This is a genomic window from Microcoleus sp. Z1_B2 (assembly GCF_036700325.1).
Lineage (GTDB): Bacteria > Cyanobacteriota > Cyanobacteriia > Cyanobacteriales > Microcoleaceae > Microcoleus.
On the sequence record NZ_JAUBOQ010000013.1, the window covers coordinates 23445 to 38318 of the forward strand.

General features: G+C 46.6%; 12 protein-coding genes, 1 tRNA gene and 1 pseudogene. 6 read left to right on the forward strand and 8 right to left on the reverse strand.

What is annotated here, in order from left to right; genetic code table 11:
• Positions 1–29: 29 nt before the first annotated feature.
• Both QT984_RS09640 and QT984_RS09645 read right to left on the reverse strand, forming a co-directional pair.
• Positions 30–1715, reverse strand: a complete 1686-nt coding sequence (locus tag QT984_RS09640) for a serine/threonine-protein kinase (protein ID WP_333274488.1) — start codon at positions 1713–1715, stop codon at positions 30–32.
• Between the two features lie 403 nt (positions 1716–2118).
• Positions 2119–2577: a GatB/YqeY domain-containing protein gene (locus QT984_RS09645; RefSeq protein WP_333052152.1), complete on the reverse strand. Its 459-nt coding sequence runs from the start codon at positions 2575–2577 to the stop codon at positions 2119–2121.
• A 743-nt stretch (positions 2578–3320) separates the two neighbouring features.
• Between QT984_RS09645 and QT984_RS09650 the strand changes: the two genes are divergently transcribed.
• Positions 3321–4313 (forward strand): ribose-phosphate pyrophosphokinase, encoded by a 993-nt coding sequence (locus tag QT984_RS09650; protein ID WP_333207776.1) that lies wholly within the window; start codon positions 3321–3323, stop codon positions 4311–4313.
• Between the two features lie 225 nt (positions 4314–4538).
• On the opposite strand, the gene QT984_RS09655 is transcribed toward QT984_RS09650, so the two are convergent.
• The gene (locus tag QT984_RS09655) at positions 4539–4754 is read right to left on the reverse strand and encodes a hypothetical protein (RefSeq protein ID WP_333373850.1); all 216 of its coding nucleotides are present in this window, start codon (positions 4752–4754) and stop codon (positions 4539–4541) included.
• On the opposite strand from QT984_RS09655, the gene QT984_RS09660 reads away from it, so the two are divergent.
• From QT984_RS09660 to QT984_RS09670, 3 genes and pseudogenes are all read left to right on the forward strand, one after another.
• A complete protein-coding gene (locus QT984_RS09660; protein ID WP_333052146.1) occupies positions 4746–5441 on the forward strand; it encodes a DUF3747 domain-containing protein in 696 nt (231 codons plus the stop codon). The genes QT984_RS09655 and QT984_RS09660 overlap by 9 nt on opposite strands.
• Before the next feature lie 22 nt (positions 5442–5463).
• Complete coding sequence (locus QT984_RS09665; protein ID WP_333052143.1) at positions 5464–5619, forward strand: S-layer homology domain-containing protein; 156 nt, start codon at positions 5464–5466, stop codon at positions 5617–5619.
• A 63-nt stretch (positions 5620–5682) separates the two neighbouring features.
• A pseudogene (locus tag QT984_RS09670) lies at positions 5683–5733 on the forward strand (hypothetical protein); the annotation flags it as partial.
• Positions 5734–5744: 11 nt separating this feature from the next.
• Here QT984_RS09670 and QT984_RS09675 read toward each other — a convergent pair.
• From QT984_RS09675 to QT984_RS09695, 5 genes are all read right to left on the reverse strand, one after another.
• Positions 5745–5939, reverse strand: coding sequence for a hypothetical protein (locus QT984_RS09675; RefSeq protein WP_333052140.1), 195 nt, complete (start codon positions 5937–5939; stop codon positions 5745–5747).
• 223 nt (positions 5940–6162) lie between these two features.
• The gene (locus QT984_RS09680; protein ID WP_333207774.1) at positions 6163–7044 is read right to left on the reverse strand and encodes a hypothetical protein; all 882 of its coding nucleotides are present in this window, start codon (positions 7042–7044) and stop codon (positions 6163–6165) included.
• Positions 7022–11326, reverse strand: coding sequence for an AAA domain-containing protein (locus QT984_RS09685; protein ID WP_333373852.1), 4305 nt, complete (start codon positions 11324–11326; stop codon positions 7022–7024). The genes QT984_RS09680 and QT984_RS09685 overlap by 23 nt, the downstream gene beginning before the upstream one ends.
• A 182-nt stretch (positions 11327–11508) precedes the next feature.
• Positions 11509–11581: transfer RNA gene (locus tag QT984_RS09690), tRNA-His, on the reverse strand.
• Positions 11582–11610: 29 nt separating this feature from the next.
• Positions 11611–11814: a hypothetical protein gene (locus QT984_RS09695; protein ID WP_333052131.1), complete on the reverse strand. Its 204-nt coding sequence runs from the start codon at positions 11812–11814 to the stop codon at positions 11611–11613.
• 563 nt (positions 11815–12377) lie between these two features.
• On the opposite strand from QT984_RS09695, the gene QT984_RS09700 reads away from it, so the two are divergent.
• The gene (locus QT984_RS09700; RefSeq protein ID WP_333207772.1) at positions 12378–13904 is read left to right on the forward strand and encodes a serine/threonine-protein kinase; all 1527 of its coding nucleotides are present in this window, start codon (positions 12378–12380) and stop codon (positions 13902–13904) included.
• A gap of 196 nt (positions 13905–14100) precedes the next feature.
• On the forward strand, positions 14101–14784 hold the full coding sequence (locus tag QT984_RS09705; RefSeq protein WP_333052129.1) for a manganese catalase family protein: 684 nt from the start codon (positions 14101–14103) through the stop codon (positions 14782–14784).
• Positions 14785–14874: the final 90 nt, after the last annotated feature.

Consider the following 14874-nt stretch of genomic DNA (forward strand, 5'->3'; position numbering starts at 1 on the left):
CCTCAGTCTAGGGGAATTTTGCCAGAAGTTTATAGTTCGGGCGATGGTGCGGGTGTTGGTGCTGGTTCCGGTTCCGGCGCGGGTTCCGGTTCCGGTTCCGGCGACGGTGCAGGAGTTGGTTCCGGTTCCGGCGATGGTTCCGGTGTTGGCGCTGGTTCCGGCGAGGGCGCGGGTGTTGGGGCTGGTTCCGGTGTTGGCGCGGGAGTTGGTGCTGGTGTTGGCGACGGTGTTGGCGACGGCGCGGGTGTTGGTTTGGGTGCGGGCGCCGGTTTGGGCGCAGGTTTGGGCGCTGGAGTCGGCGCTGGAGTCGGCGCTGGGGTCGGAGTTGGCGCTGGGCTTGGTTCTGGGCTTGGTTCTGGTAAAGGTTCTGGGCTTGGTTCAGGCAAAGGTTCTGGGTTCGGTTCTGGTAAAGGTTCTGGGCTTGGTTCCGGCAAAGGTTCTAGGGTTGGTTCCGGCAAAGGTTCTGGGCTTGGTTCTGGCACAGGTTCTGGGCTTGGGGTTGCCAAAGGTTGCGGGGTTGGGGTTGGCAAAGGTAGCGGGTTTGGTACCGGAGTTAGTGTCGGCGTCGGACTTGTAAGTGCTGGCGGTGTCGGAGTGGGTTTGGGGCGCGAATTGTTGAGAAATGAGCCGACTAAAGCCCAGGAACCGAAGCCCGTCAAGATTACTAAGCCGGCCAGCAGTCCGATCGCAGCAATGGGATTGTCCCAAAAAGTGTCGGCAGCAGGCTCAATTAACGGGTCTGGCTGGTTTTTTTGGGGGTGGGAACTCTGGGCGGCGGGCTCTGGCGGCCTGCCCACGGCCACCGTTGCTATTAGCGAAGGGTTTGTCTGCACCACTACTGGCGCGGGCGGTACAGTTGGCTGGCTAGGTTTAGGATTAGTTTGGGCGTCGAGTGCTTGGGCGACTTCGCTGACAGATTGATATCGATCGCCCGGAGATCGGCTCAACATCCGATTTAGCACCAAAGCCAAACCCGTGCTCACCTGCGCTTGCTGCTGCCAATTCCACTGCAGCGTTGTTTGATCGAGCAATTCCTGCGGTTCTTTGCCTGTCAGCAGGACGATCGCCGTTACGGCTAAAGCGTAGAGGTCGCTGCTGGCTGTTGCCCGCCCGCTTTGCAACTGTTCCATCGGTGCGTAGCCGATTTTACCGACTGTTGTCGCGTGGGCTGTTCCTTCGGGAGACTGGACTTTGGTGGCGAGTTCCTTCACCACTCCAAAGTCAATCAGCACCGGCAACTGGTCGTTTTCGCGCCGAATTATATTTTCTGGGGAGATGTCGCGGTGGATGATGCCGCGGGCGTGGATGTGAGCCAGTACCGGCAGCATTTGCCGGATAAATACCAACACTTCGGCTTCGGTGAAGGTGCGACCCTTTGAAGTTCGATCGAGCAACAGTTCGCGGTAAGTCATCCCTTCCACGTAATCCTGCACTAAAAACAAACGCTGGTTCTCTTCAAATATTGCTCGAAACTGGGGAATTTGTGGGTGCCCAATTTGGTAAAGTATTGCCGCCTCTCTTTGAAACAATTCCTTCGATTTTTCCAAAACGTATGGCCCGCTTTGCACCGGAATCAATTCCTTCAGGGCGCAGCGTTCTTGAAACCGTCCCAAATCTTCTACTAAATAAGTCCGGCCAAATCCTCCTTGACCTAAAATATTCACCAAGCGGTAGCGGTTTTGTAGGAGAGTTCCAATAGCAATAGGTGGCTGCATAAGTTTAAGTAGAAACTGTTAAAAAATAGACGATCGCTCACAGACTTAGTAATGCTAGGTCTTTAATGCTCTTGAGCATACTTCACTATCTGTAGTCCCCAGTCCCGACCAAAGTTAGTATTTTACATTTTTTATGACATTCTTGGACGCAATGATGGTCAGAAACCGGGTTTTTTCACGAAAACACAGAGGTTGCCACCTGCAGATCCGATCAAAAACCCGGTTTCTGCGTCAATATCTCAAGGGAGAAATGCACGATTTTTCGTAGAAACCGGGTTTTTTGGCCTTAGCCCTAATAAATTGTCGCCCCCGACCTAAGCCCTACATCTCTATAAAGCTTGAGATTATTTATGGGAGATGTCTACTGACTACTGACTACTGACTACTGACTACTGACTACTGACTACTGACTAAGCTTTGCTTTCACCATGTCTTGAATTCTGTTACCGTCTGCTTTGCCCTTAAGCTGCTGCATAGCCTTGCCCATCACCTTGCCCATATCTTTTGCAGAAGTAGCGCCAACCGAAGCAATCACTTCGTCAACGACTTGACTCACCTCTTCGTCTGACATCTGCGCCGGCAAATACTCTTCAACAATTGCCAACTCCGCCTCCTCTTGTGCCACTAAATCTTCGCGGCCACCTTTGCGGTATTGTTCGATCGAATCCCGGCGCTGTTTGGCTATTTGCATCAAAATTTCCATTTCTTGAGCTTCTGTCAGCGTTTCTTGCCCGGAGGGACGGAGGCTGACTTCTTTTTCGAGAATAAATTTCTTGATGCCGCGAACTGTTTCCAAGCGAACTTTGTCCTTGGACTTCATAGCTGCTTTGATTTCTGCGTCAATGCGTTCTCTTAAGCTCATCGATTTCTACCTTGCTTTGCCCGATATCAAAAATCTGAAGTGTGCTTCCGATTCTTAACTTTTTTTACAGTATTTTTCCAGTTTATTGCCTGTTGGTGGCATTTTTATCGCCTTGAACCCGGATGCCTTCGGCTTTCGACGGAATTTGGGGGTGAGACTGCAAGTGCAGCCTCACCCCCAAATTGACTCACCCTAGAACTTTTAGACGCAGGGGCACAAGTGCGATCGTACTTCTGCCAGTACAGAGTTCGCTAGAACTCACATCTTGCACCATTCTCGCTTAACAGGCTGGACGACCTGTTCCACAAAGAGTAGATTTTCTTGTGGAACAGGCCGTCCAGCCTGTTCCTAAAAAGCTTATTGACAATGGTGCAACATTTCAGCTAGAACCCACATTCCACACCCTGGGGTGTCACACAGCATAATTACGCAGAAAACTCTATCTTTAAAGTAATAAATTATGCCTTTTAAAAGTAATTTATCCGTTAATATACGGTATTTTAGTATAATTTATAGTTTTATTGCTGGATCAAAATAAGTAAAAACCGATTGTGACCGTTGAAGGTGTCGAATGTGGGCTAGAAACCCGGTTTCTCGGACATATTTCTGCAAGTCCTATTCAATTCGCCTAACTTAACACTTGTGGTCGCCTCGAATGTTAAATCTCTTAAAAAATTGGCTGAATATTTCTAGTTTCAGATGGTAAGATAGCGATGGAATAAACGTCCTGCAAGAGGCCTGCTGTGATCCGTTCTGCTACTTTACCGCTTCCGCTTCCCGAGCCGCCAATTTCCGCCCATGACCGTCTGCGGCTGTTTTCCGGTTCTGCTAATATTCCCCTCGCCCAAGAGGTGGCTCGCTATCTGGGGATCGATTTGGGGCCGATGGTTCGCAAGCGGTTTGCTGATGGGGAACTCTACGTTCAAATTCAAGAATCGATTCGGGGTTGCGATGTTTACTTGATTCAGCCAACTTGCTGTCCGGTAAACGATCGCCTGATGGAATTGTTAATTATGATCGATGCTTGTCGCCGCGCTTCGGCTAGACAAATTACTGCTGTCATTCCCTATTACGGATATGCTAGGGCTGACCGCAAAACGGCCGGAAGAGAGTCGATTACGGCAAAATTAGTGGCTAATTTGATTACGGAAGCTGGGGCAGGTCGCATTTTGGCGATGGATTTGCACTCGGCTCAAATTCAAGGTTATTTTGACATTCCTTTCGATCACGTTTACGGTTCGCCGGTGCTTTTGGATTATCTGGCGAGCAAGCAATTGACGGATATTGTTGTGGTTTCGCCGGATGTTGGCGGAGTCGCTAGGGCGAGAGCTTTTGCCAAAAAGCTTGGTGATGCTCCCCTGGCAATTATTGACAAGCGCCGCCAAGCTCACAACGTGGCAGAAGTGATGAACCTCATCGGTGATGTCAGGGGCAAAACTGCTGTTTTGGTGGACGACATGATCGATACTGCCGGCACGATTTCTGAGGGCGCGAGATTGTTGCGCCACGAGGGTGCGAGGCAGGTTTATGCTTGTGCTACTCATGCGGTGTTTTCGCCTCCAGCCATCGAGCGTTTGTCTAGCGGGGTTTTGGAAGAGGTAATTGTTACGAATACAATTCCTGTGCCGGAAGAGAACCGTTTTAAGCAGTTGACGGTGCTTTCGGTAGCCAATTTGCTCGGAGAAACTATTTGGCGGATTCACGAAGATAGTTCTGTTAGCAGTATGTTCCGCTAGAGGGCAAAGACACTTTTTGAATGTTTGTTTTAGGGTGCGTTAACAAGAGTGTAACGCACCGTTTTTTTGCCCAATAGTGCGATCGTTTCCCCCAAGTAATCAGCCCAGGCTCATCTAAATTTTACTCTCAAGTCCCATCAAATTCTTGTGAGTGGGCGTCCCGCCCGCCCGGAAAATACAATTTAGAGGTCGAACAGCTTATCAAGTTCCTCGGTAAAATAACGGTTATAAGTTTGTACTGAGGACTAACGCCCTCATAAAATTCGCTCGGACTTGAGTTTTCGCTACGAACCAAGGTGACGATCGCTGATCGATCGCACTTGGTACCACCGGAACAAGAGATGGTAAAATTCTATCTTGTTGTTGGAAGAGGGCGACTTTTTTATATTCTAGATAAGTCTCATCACAATAAGGAGCCAATAGGGAAAAATCATGAAACATTCACTTGTACGAACAGTGGCCGCACTGGCAGGTTCAGCAATTTTAACACTTGGCGCGATCGGTTCGGCTAAAGCATTTACTTTTGACGAAACCGAAATTAACCAAGACCGAGTAATTGTCATCGCCCAACCCCGCCCTTCCGGCGGCTACCAATTGCTAATTGTAGAACAGGTATCTAACACGCGACAATGCTGGAGCGAAAGTGGCTCTAATCCCGTGAAAGTCGATCCATTATTAGTTAGTTTTGATTTCACCGGTATTTGTGGCCGTGCAACAGACAGCAACGGCTTTTCAATTCGCATGGCAGGCACCGATTTAGCATTAAAATACGCCCTGACTTTGGAAATTGTTGATGGCGATGTTCTACTAATTGGAACTCCCGTAGATTACCAAGGTAAATCGGTGGTAATAGGCCGCACAAATGGCGATGCTAACGAATTTATGAAAATCACTCTCGATCCTGCTTGGCGCTTGAGCAAAAGAGCTTATCAAGGCCGCACATTAGGTCACTTTTATTTCACTACCAATCAAGCCGCACCGGAAGAAATTGGCAATACCGGAGGCAATACCGAAGCAATACCGCAGCCAATACCAATACCAATACCAACACCGCAGCCAACACCGCAGCCAATACCGCAGGAAATACCAATACCGCAGCCAATACCGCAGGAAATACCAATACCGTAGGCAATACTGCCTTTTCTACAATTTGGAGATAGCTACCGATGATATCTACGCTTCCGAAATTAAAGAAGCTGTGAACCTGGGGTTTGTAGCCGGGTTTTCTCAAGATAATACCTTTCGACCACAACTTGCTGTTACCAGAGAGCAATTGGTATCTTTAGTTTGGGAATTCTTGAAATGAATACAAGGTGCTAATATCACATTTCCTAGCTATGTTTCTATCCCTCCCTATAGCGACGTTCCTATTTCCCACTGGAGTGCCGGAAAAGTTCTATTTGCGCGGGACAACAAGATAGTTAGCGGCTATCAAGATGGAACTTTTAAACCTACCCAGCCCGTCACTCGCGCTGAATTGATGGGGGTGCGCCGTCGAGAGGCGGAATTCGGTTTTTCGGCGGGAATGCAGCCAAATTTAGTTGCTAAAGAGCCGTCTAAAACTTTTTTAGAATAACGGCTCATTAATGTCTGAACATATTGACGATATTGAGCTAGTTTGTCCATTGCACAATTACCTCATTTGTTTGTTAATACTTATATTATGTTGTAATCTTTTCAAGAACGGGCTCTCCGGCCCGTTCCACAAAACTTGATTTTATTGTGGAATGGGCCGGAGAGCCCGTTCCTAAACAAGTAATTGAGAAGGGTGCAAGATATCAGTTAATCAGGACTAAAGTCCTGATTACAAACCAGTTCGTAATCAGGACTTTAGATTTCATCATATCGTTTACTTGGGTTTCTTCTTAGATAGCTTTTTAGGAGTTTTCGGAACCGGGATTGTCTCTAATTCTTGCTGTGCGATATCTGAGGTTGAGTTACAAAAGTCATTCAAAGAAAGTTTTTGTTGCGATTCAAGTTCGTTTAGCAAGTTTGAAGCAGTTTCTAATATTTGTTTTCCCTGTCGGACTTGAATAGTAGTTTTATTTTCGATCGCATCTAGCAACACAAAAACCGAGACTGTTTGCCAAATATCTAAATCGTCGCCGACGACATCGCAAGCAGAGACAATTTTGCCGTTTTGTGGGGCGTGAATTCCTAAGCCGGAATCTTGAATTAACGGCTGGATTTCTGCTAGACTTAAATTCGCAAGGTCAGTAATTTTATGTTCGAGCGAAACTAAATCTGCTAAATCGGGTAAGTTGACCGATTCTGCGGCTAAAGCATCGAATTTAAAGGTAAGAGTTTGATTCAGCGGATCGGAAATGGCATAAAGTGATTGAATTTGCGATCGACTAACCGCACCTTTCTCGAAAAAATTTCTCCCTTGTGGGGCGATCGCAATTTTTCCATTTTCAGCCACCTCCAAGCTTTCCAAACTAACCAGAGTCGCCGCCGTAGTCTTCACAAAAATCTCGTCCAACCCCAGCAAATCCGCCAATTCCTTCAAAGTTGGTGCAGGTTCAAACTCAACACCCGCCCGCAAAATGAACTCTTCCAACACGTTAAACTCGCGCGGTTCGCTAACCGCCACCTCCAGCGGAGTTTGGCGGATTGCGAAGCGGAATTGACGCGCCGCCAACACTGACAAACCCGGATTTTGTTGCTCAATTTGTTCGGCTAGCGAACTTAAATTCGAGTCTATTGGTTTAGTTGAGGACGCTAGAAACATCTACAAAACCTCCGCAGTGACGCACCGTTTTTGAAACTTCCTGATACATTTTCCCCACTGTACCTGTTTGTTGGGTAAATAAATCGTGGCAGCCGACAACTACCAGCAATTCTTGAGCGCGGGAAAATGCCACATTCACCCGTTCCGGTTCCTTAGCAAATCCAATATCGCCCCTAACATTATTGCACACTGTGCTGACAATAATTACAGGTCTTTCCATGCCTTGAAATATGTCAACCGTACCAGTACGGATGCTCAAAGCTGGGAATCTTTCGCCTTCGATTCTGTCTTTAATTGCATTTAATTGAGCAGCATAAAAAGTGATAATTCCGATTTCTTTCGGTGGTTCACCGTCGGCAACTTTGGGCTGCCAAGCTATCTCCATTTGTTCGCACAAACGCTCGATCGCATCAATCTCCTTGACATTCAACCGCGAAGTCCCCTGCTTTTCCTCTTCAAACCCTTGTCCTATCGGCGTTTTCACCCACAGAATGTGATTATTTTCTTGAATAATTTTACCTGCGAGGTTGTGGGCGCGTTTGGTGTCAGCTTCCTGAATGCCACAGTTGAGTTTTTGCTGGTAAAACTGATTGATTGCGCCCATGATTTGTGGGTGCATTCGGTATTGAGTTGTCAGCATTTTTTTGATGCTGTCGCTGGCAGTTTCAAACAAAACTTTGAACAGCGATTCTTTGATAAAGTTAAGTTCGTCTCCTGTACAGCCGATGTCTTCGGCAATATCGTCGATCGTACTTTGATTAAACATCGGCGGCAATTGCCTGTGATCGCCCACTAATACTAACTTTCTGCCTTTCAAAGCGGGAATTAACAACTCTGGCGGAGTGCATTTGCTAACTTCGTCAATGATAACTGCATCAAAGCTGGGAAAGTTTTTAGTAAAATCGAAACTAGCAGCTTGCACGCAAGTAATGCCGATTACGTTAGCATTGTCAATATAAATTTGCTTTAAATCGTTGCGGTCTTTTTCTGATGGATTGCGGAGTTTTTGAATCCAATCTGTCACAAACGTTTGAGAGCGATTTAGTGCGGTTTCTTCTTGTTCTAATTTACGTTGCCAAGTTTTGAATAAACGCTTAATTTTGTTCAAAAAAGCTACGGTGAATAATCCTGTATTCGGAACTTCTGGCTGATATTGAGTCGGGATAGTTTGCCATGCTGACTCCCACCAATTTCTCTCAACAAGTAATGCTGCTGTTGGTTGCTGCTGTTGCAGTTGAGCATTAATTTCGCTCAATTCTGCTTGTAGTTGAGCGAGTTGCTGCTGCGAAGTTGCAGCCGCAATTCGCAGGGGGGATAAATGCTCGTCAAGAGTGTTTTTGATTGTCTCCAAAACACCAAAAGGATCTAAGTCAGCAATGGATTTTTCAAGCTGAATCGTGCTGGCTTTCCAAGCCTCAACTTGCTTGACAAACTGCTGCGGTTGCTCCCAAATATTCGATTTTTGGGCGAGATATTGTTCGGATAAAATTCGCAATTTTTCAGGTACGTTTGGCTGTTGGACAATTGCTTGCAACAAAGTAGTAACTTCGCTAATTTTTAAGTTTGCCTCTTGCTGCGCTGTTTCTACCTGAAGTTTAGCGGCGGATATTTGCTGCTGGCTCAAGGTTTGACCGATTTTATCTAATAATTGTTGCTGTTTTATAAGCTGCTGTTCGGTTTCGGTTTTCAGGGGAACCACGCACTGACGGGCATTTGCTAGGATACTGTGCAGCAATTCTTTGACTAGGCGATCGAACGTAGCCTGGATATTATTTGGCTGCAAGGATTGACTGTAAAATTGTTGAATGCTAGCTAAGAAAGTCGCTGCTTTTTCGATGATAAATTTGCGCTGACTTTGGCTGACTTGGGAGTAGCTGGCGAAGTCTTTAGCTAGTTGCTGCCACTGTGTACGATCGCCCGCAGAGAGCACGATCGGCGTTTGACTCAAATTTAGGTGCAGAAACTCGCTAAACCGAAATTGTTGCCCTTGTATATCCTTAAAACCTGCGCTTTCTTCGTGGGATATCGCCTTTTGCAACCGATCCAAATCGGGCAAATTGATTTTGCATTTGGGCGGCACGATCGGCAATTTGAGCGATCGGGCAATTTTCAGCAATCCTGCGGGCAATTCTACCATATCATCCGTCAGCATTGCGCCCGTTTCCCAGCAAGTTTTCACGACTTCATATAGTCCCGTATCCGCCGTCTCAATCCACTGTGCAACGGCGACGACAACGGCTGCAATTTCCGCTTTTCGCAGTTCCAAATTCTTGATTTTCTGTTCGAAATTGTGGCGGTGCGTCTGATTTTGCCGATCGCCCAATTCGAGTTGATTCACAGCCTCAGACATCTGCCGCGACACCCGCAACGACTCCGCAACCGCCGACATAGCGTGACAAACATCATCCGCGCGATCGAATGCCGTCTTAAATTCCGATATTTGCGCTGCTACAGTTTCCTGCAGCCAAACCGCAATCCCAAACGCGCCGCAAGCAGGGCGATCGAACCCTATTTGAATAGCATTGCTAGCAGCAATCCGAACCTTTGCCATAAAGTTTTCTACTAAAACATTGCCTTCTGAATAAGGTTTTAGTCGGGGCATAAACTCAGCCACTTCTGGAGATTGCCAGTTGACATTAGGCGCCTCCAGCAGATTTTCTAACCCACTAACTAGAGGTTCAATCTCGCTTTTTTCGGTTAAAATTAGTTCATAATTGGTTGCTTGCTGGTGGCACTTTTCCTCAATATCTGCTTTACTGTCGTGCAGGTGTTTTAGTTCATTAAAAAAATCTCTCTCTGCGGCACAGTAGGCGGTAAATCGCTCGGATTCTGCCACCAACTGCCGCAAAGATTTGACATTAGTCAGGCGCTGCGAGAGCTTTTGTTCGCAGTCTGTCGCCGTATTTTGCAGCCAAGTGCCGATCGCATTTTCCTCCAAAAACGGCTGCCCTTCTTCCTGCACCTTATGAGCTTTTCCCTTTCGCAAAGCCCGAATCGCCGGATTGTGAACTAACCGACTCAAAGCATTGTCTACAGCCAAATTTGCTTGGGAAGCAATGAGCGTTTTGCCACCCTGACGGGCAATTTGATAGCAAATTTCCGCAATCACAGTCGTTTTGCCCGTTCCCGGCGGGCCTTGAATCAAAATTAAATCCCGCGCCGAAAGCACAGTTTCTACGGCAGCAAGTTGGTCCTCATTAGCATTGCGATTTAATAAGTTTTCCCGATCCAATTTAATCAGTTTTTCGGGCTTTCTCGCCTGAGAAGAGTCGAATAAAAACTCACTCAAATAGGGATTTTGAGCGCGCCCATCTGTCAGCATTTTTAAAGCTTTTTTCTTTCGTTCGATCTGACTAATATCGCCCGCAGCCTCAAAATACAAGAATCCTTGTTTGGGCATTTGATATCTGCCGCCCGCCATGCGAGCTCCTAAATCAACATCTAACTTAATGCGTAATTTACTATGTTCAAAGTCAATTTCGGCGATGCTACCCAATGTCTCTCCGTCGCGGCTGCTTCTGCTTCCGGGCGGCGAATCAAACAGGATAATTTCTTCATTTCTGGCTTTTTTCAGCCTGTCGCGAAAGTCGCCCACTTGTAAGGGATTTTCCTCGTAGCCGTCAAGAGTTGCGGAATTACGATCGATTTCAAAAGTGACGATTTTGAAGCCGGAACCGTAATTGTGTCCTCGGAAAGGTACACAAAATTGACGCGCTTCCGCAATGCGTTTTTCTACATTTAAAAAAGTATGCCAAACCTTTAGTTGTTCGGTAGTCGGTATGTGCCTGTCGTCCCAAAATGGCATTTGTTGGACGCGGGCGATCGACTTTACAGGAATTGGCGATCTACTGTTAGCCAAAAGTCGCAACTGAACCGGCAAAGAATACCCATCTTTCCTCCCTCTGGGAAGCGCCACCAAACCAGCATCCAGCAGTTTTAAACCGCCGATTCCGTCTTCACAGCGTACAGTTGCTAACAACCGCAAAGTGCGATCTGCTTTTTGCAACAATTGAGGTAATTCAAAATCATCTCCATCCGTAGCAAGCAGCAATTCCCAGATTTCTTCTTCGGAAAATCTCTCATTTACCTTTTGGCGACGCACGTAGAAAAGATTGTGGGATTTGCCAGCTATCTCCGACATCAGAATTTCCGCACGTTCTTTGCATTCCCAATCGCAATATTTCCCTAAAGCAGCTTCTCCTTCTATATCCCGAATAAACTTATTAATTGTGCGATCGCCACTAAATTTATATCCCCAATCTTCTGTTACTAAAGATGGCATATTTTGATTTTAGATTTTAGATTTTAGATTTTAGATTGGATTTAAGATTAGCACATCGGAACTTGTGCCGACAGAACCGCGACATCCCAAAAAAAATTAAGGTGTGCATTGCACACCCTACGACCATCGCAAATTACCGTACAGGCAACGGGCGATCGAATTAAACAGTTGAGAATCAAAAGGGCGAACGATGGGACTTGAACCCACGAATGGTGGTACCACAAACCACTGCCTTAACCACTTGGCTACGCTCGCCGTATCAGTTTTAACTATAGCATCATATCTCAGCACAAGTCTAGGGGTAAGGCAAAAATATTTTGAAATATTTCTGAGCGTCCCTGAACCGGACAGATCGATGGTGCCTCAAATTCCAAGCACAGTAGGAGTTTAGCACAATTTTCGCTCTGTGCGATCGGGGTGAGCGATCGGCCTGTGCGAGCCTCTTCGAGGGCTTCGCCAACGGCAATTATCCCGCCCCCAGCACTCAATCGATTTTAGATTTTAGATTTTAGATTTTAGATTTTAGAATTGAAGCATTGACTTGCGCGAGATAAATTCGGGGGCTCCTTTATCGGATACAGGTTTTTTATGTCTCCACGGATGAACCACGTGGCGGGTATCCTGGATGCTTTCGGTCATGGGGCCCGGGTTCGGCAGCTCTGGCAGCGTCCCGATTCGATCCCGCGCATTAAAATAGCCTTATCAGCCCAGGCGCATCTACAGTCCAGCTTGATAAAACTCACCTCTGACACCATTTTTAAGAACAGGCTTTCCGGCCTGTTCCACAAAGAATGAATTTCTTTTAGGGTGGGCTCTTCTAGCCCGCCCCTAAAAGCCTGATTGAGAATGGTGCAACATCTCAGATGAAATGCTTGTGGGGTGTCCCGCCCGCCCAAAAAATACAACGCCAGAAGCGGGACAGTTATCAACCCTCTCTCTTCTGTCTCTTCTCTCTTCCCTATTCCTTCGCGCCGCTTCGCGTCTTCGCGGTTCGTTTAAAAAAAAGTCTTCTGTGCAATCTAAAATCTAAAATCTAAAATCTAAAATCGATATGAGCTACTGTATCAAACCAGAATGTCAAAATCCTCAAAACTCCCACACCGCCAAATTTTGCTTAAACTGCGGCTTTAACCTGTTGCTGAGACAGCGATATCGCCCGATTGAACTTTTAGGTAGAGGCGGATTTGGTAAAACTTTCCTAGCAATTGATGAAGACATCCCATCTCATCCCCGCTGTGCAGTCAAGCAATTTTATTTTTACGACCGCGACCCCGAAATTTTCAACAAAGCCGTTGAATTATTTCGCCAAGAAGCAGTCCGTTTAGACGAACTCGGAAAACACCCGCAAATCCCCACATTATTAGCGGGATTTGAACAAGAAGGTCATATTTATTTAGTTCAAGAGTTTATAGACGGGCCGACTCTTAAACAAGAATTAGACAATAGTGTCTACGATGAAAATCAAATTTGGCAACTGCTGCAAGACTTATTGCCCGTGCTGCAATTTATCCACGACAAGCGCGTCATTCACCGCGACATCAAACCCGAAAATATTATCCGCCGCCAGTCGGACAACAAACTCGTATTGATCGATTTCGGCATTGCCAAACTGCTGACTGATTCAGCGATACTCCGTTCAGCAACGCTCATCGGCAGTCAAGATTATGTAGCCCCCGAACAAATGCGCGGCAAAGTATTTCCTGCTAGCGACCTTTACAGTTTAGGGGTTACTTGCATTCGCCTCATGACGCAAGTTCCTCCCTTGGATATGTACGACTGCAACCACGAGCGCTGGTGGTGGCGCGAGTTTCTCCCCAAAGCCACGAGTATTAGCGACGAGTTAGGCGAAATTTTAGATAAATTGCTGCAAACTCGTCTCACTCAGCGGTACAGTTTTGCTACGGAAGTTTTGGACGATATCAAAGCAGCTTTAGATATTCGCCATCAAAATTTGCTTTCGCCCCAAAAGCCGATCGCTCCTGCTCTTAATAATAGCGACAACTCTGCCGATATCAACGCGCTACCAACTTCTGATTCTCGGATTTTACCCACAAATGCCGTCGCCAATTCCGCAGAAACTTTTTCCTTATCTGTTACTTCAAATCTCGATCCGACCATGATTTCGGCACGGGGAGTTGATTATACCAAACTGCGTGATTTTTTGTCAAACAAAAAATGGAAAGAAGCCGATCGCGAAACTTGGGGCTTGATGTGTCAGTCTCTTTCTCAGCCACCGGGTACTCAGCTAGAAATTAGCCAAATTTACCAGCTACCCTGCGAAGATTTGCAAACAGTCGATCGCCTTTGGTTGCACTACAGTCAAGGTCGGTTTGGCTTCAGCGTCCAAAAGGAGATTTATGAAAGCGTTAAGGGAGACTATATCAGATTTTGCGATCGGGTCAACTGGCAAACCTACAATTCTGCTACTACTTTAGGGCCGATTAAATTTAGTCAGCAAGCACCAATCGGACACCTCCCCTCTCGCAGTTGGGTTGGCGGCATTCAGTGGCTGCGACACCTCGATGCCCTATCAGCAAAATTAACCGAGTGCGACAATAATCCTGCTCCTAAATTGTAATTCGGTCTACCGACTCACTAAGTATAATTTCATATTTAAACTCTACCGGAAAGCAGAGAAATTTGTTGAGCTAGATGTATCCATCGACCGAGGCTCGGTGCGATCGATTGTCGCACAATGGATTCAGAAGGTGAACACAGCTACAAGTCTGCGATCCTGAGACTGTAGCAACAGAATTAAAGAGAGGTATCTATCCATGTTTTTTCACAAAAAACAACTAATGGCTGCGGTGACTGTAGACGAAGCCAACCCCCGTTTTGCCCAATTGCTGCTAGAACAGTTTGGCGGAGCAACCGGAGAACTGACAGCAGCTTTGCAATACTGGGTGCAGTCCTTTCACTGTGAAGATGCAGGGATTAAGGATATGCTCCAAGATATTGCAATAGAAGAATTCAGCCACTTAGAAATGGTGGGCCAACTTATCGAAATGCACACCAAAAACGTTGACCAAACAGAAGCTTACAAAAGCACTTTATTTGCGGTGCGCGGTGTAGGCCCGCACTTGTTGGACAGCCAAGGTCAAGCTTGGACGGCAGCTTATGTCAACGAAGGCGGGGAGGTAGTGCGCGATTTGCGCGCTAATATCGGTGCGGAAGCAGGAGCTCGCCAAACCTACGAAGAGTTGATTAAACTAGCGCCGGATATGGGAACGAAAAAGACGTTGCAGTTTCTGTTGACTCGCGAAATTTCTCACACTCAAATGTTCATGAAAGCGCTGGAATCGCTGGGTAAACTCACCGATCCGATGTTCGGCAATATTCCACCAGATTCCACTGTGGATCTCTACTTTAACTTATCCACAAATGGCAAGGATGAACGCGGCCCTTGGAACTCGGAACCTACTTTCAAATACATTGCAGATCCCGCTCCCAAAGCTTAATTTGAGATTTGTTTAGCGTGTGGGGCTTAGAAGATTTAAGCCCTGTATTAACTAATTTTTAAGCCGCGCACCTTCTTTTGTAAGGTGGGC

Coding starts and splice junctions, on each gene's coding strand:
- QT984_RS09640 (WP_333274488.1), bottom strand. CDS start 1,715: ATGCAGCCACCTATTGCTATTGGAACTCTCCTACAAAACCGCTACCGC.
- QT984_RS09700 (WP_333207772.1), top strand. CDS start 12,378: ATGAGCTACTGTATCAAACCAGAATGTCAAAATCCTCAAAACTCCCAC.
- QT984_RS09655 (WP_333373850.1), bottom strand. CDS start 4,754: ATGTTTCATGATTTTTCCCTATTGGCTCCTTATTGTGATGAGACTTAT.
- QT984_RS09645 (WP_333052152.1), bottom strand. CDS start 2,577: ATGAGCTTAAGAGAACGCATTGACGCAGAAATCAAAGCAGCTATGAAG.
- QT984_RS09675 (WP_333052140.1), bottom strand. CDS start 5,939: ATGGACAAACTAGCTCAATATCGTCAATATGTTCAGACATTAATGAGC.
- QT984_RS09680 (WP_333207774.1), bottom strand. CDS start 7,044: ATGTTTCTAGCGTCCTCAACTAAACCAATAGACTCGAATTTAAGTTCG.
- QT984_RS09685 (WP_333373852.1), bottom strand. CDS start 11,326: ATGCCATCTTTAGTAACAGAAGATTGGGGATATAAATTTAGTGGCGAT.
- QT984_RS09705 (WP_333052129.1), top strand. CDS start 14,101: ATGTTTTTTCACAAAAAACAACTAATGGCTGCGGTGACTGTAGACGAA.
- QT984_RS09660 (WP_333052146.1), top strand. CDS start 4,746: ATGAAACATTCACTTGTACGAACAGTGGCCGCACTGGCAGGTTCAGCA.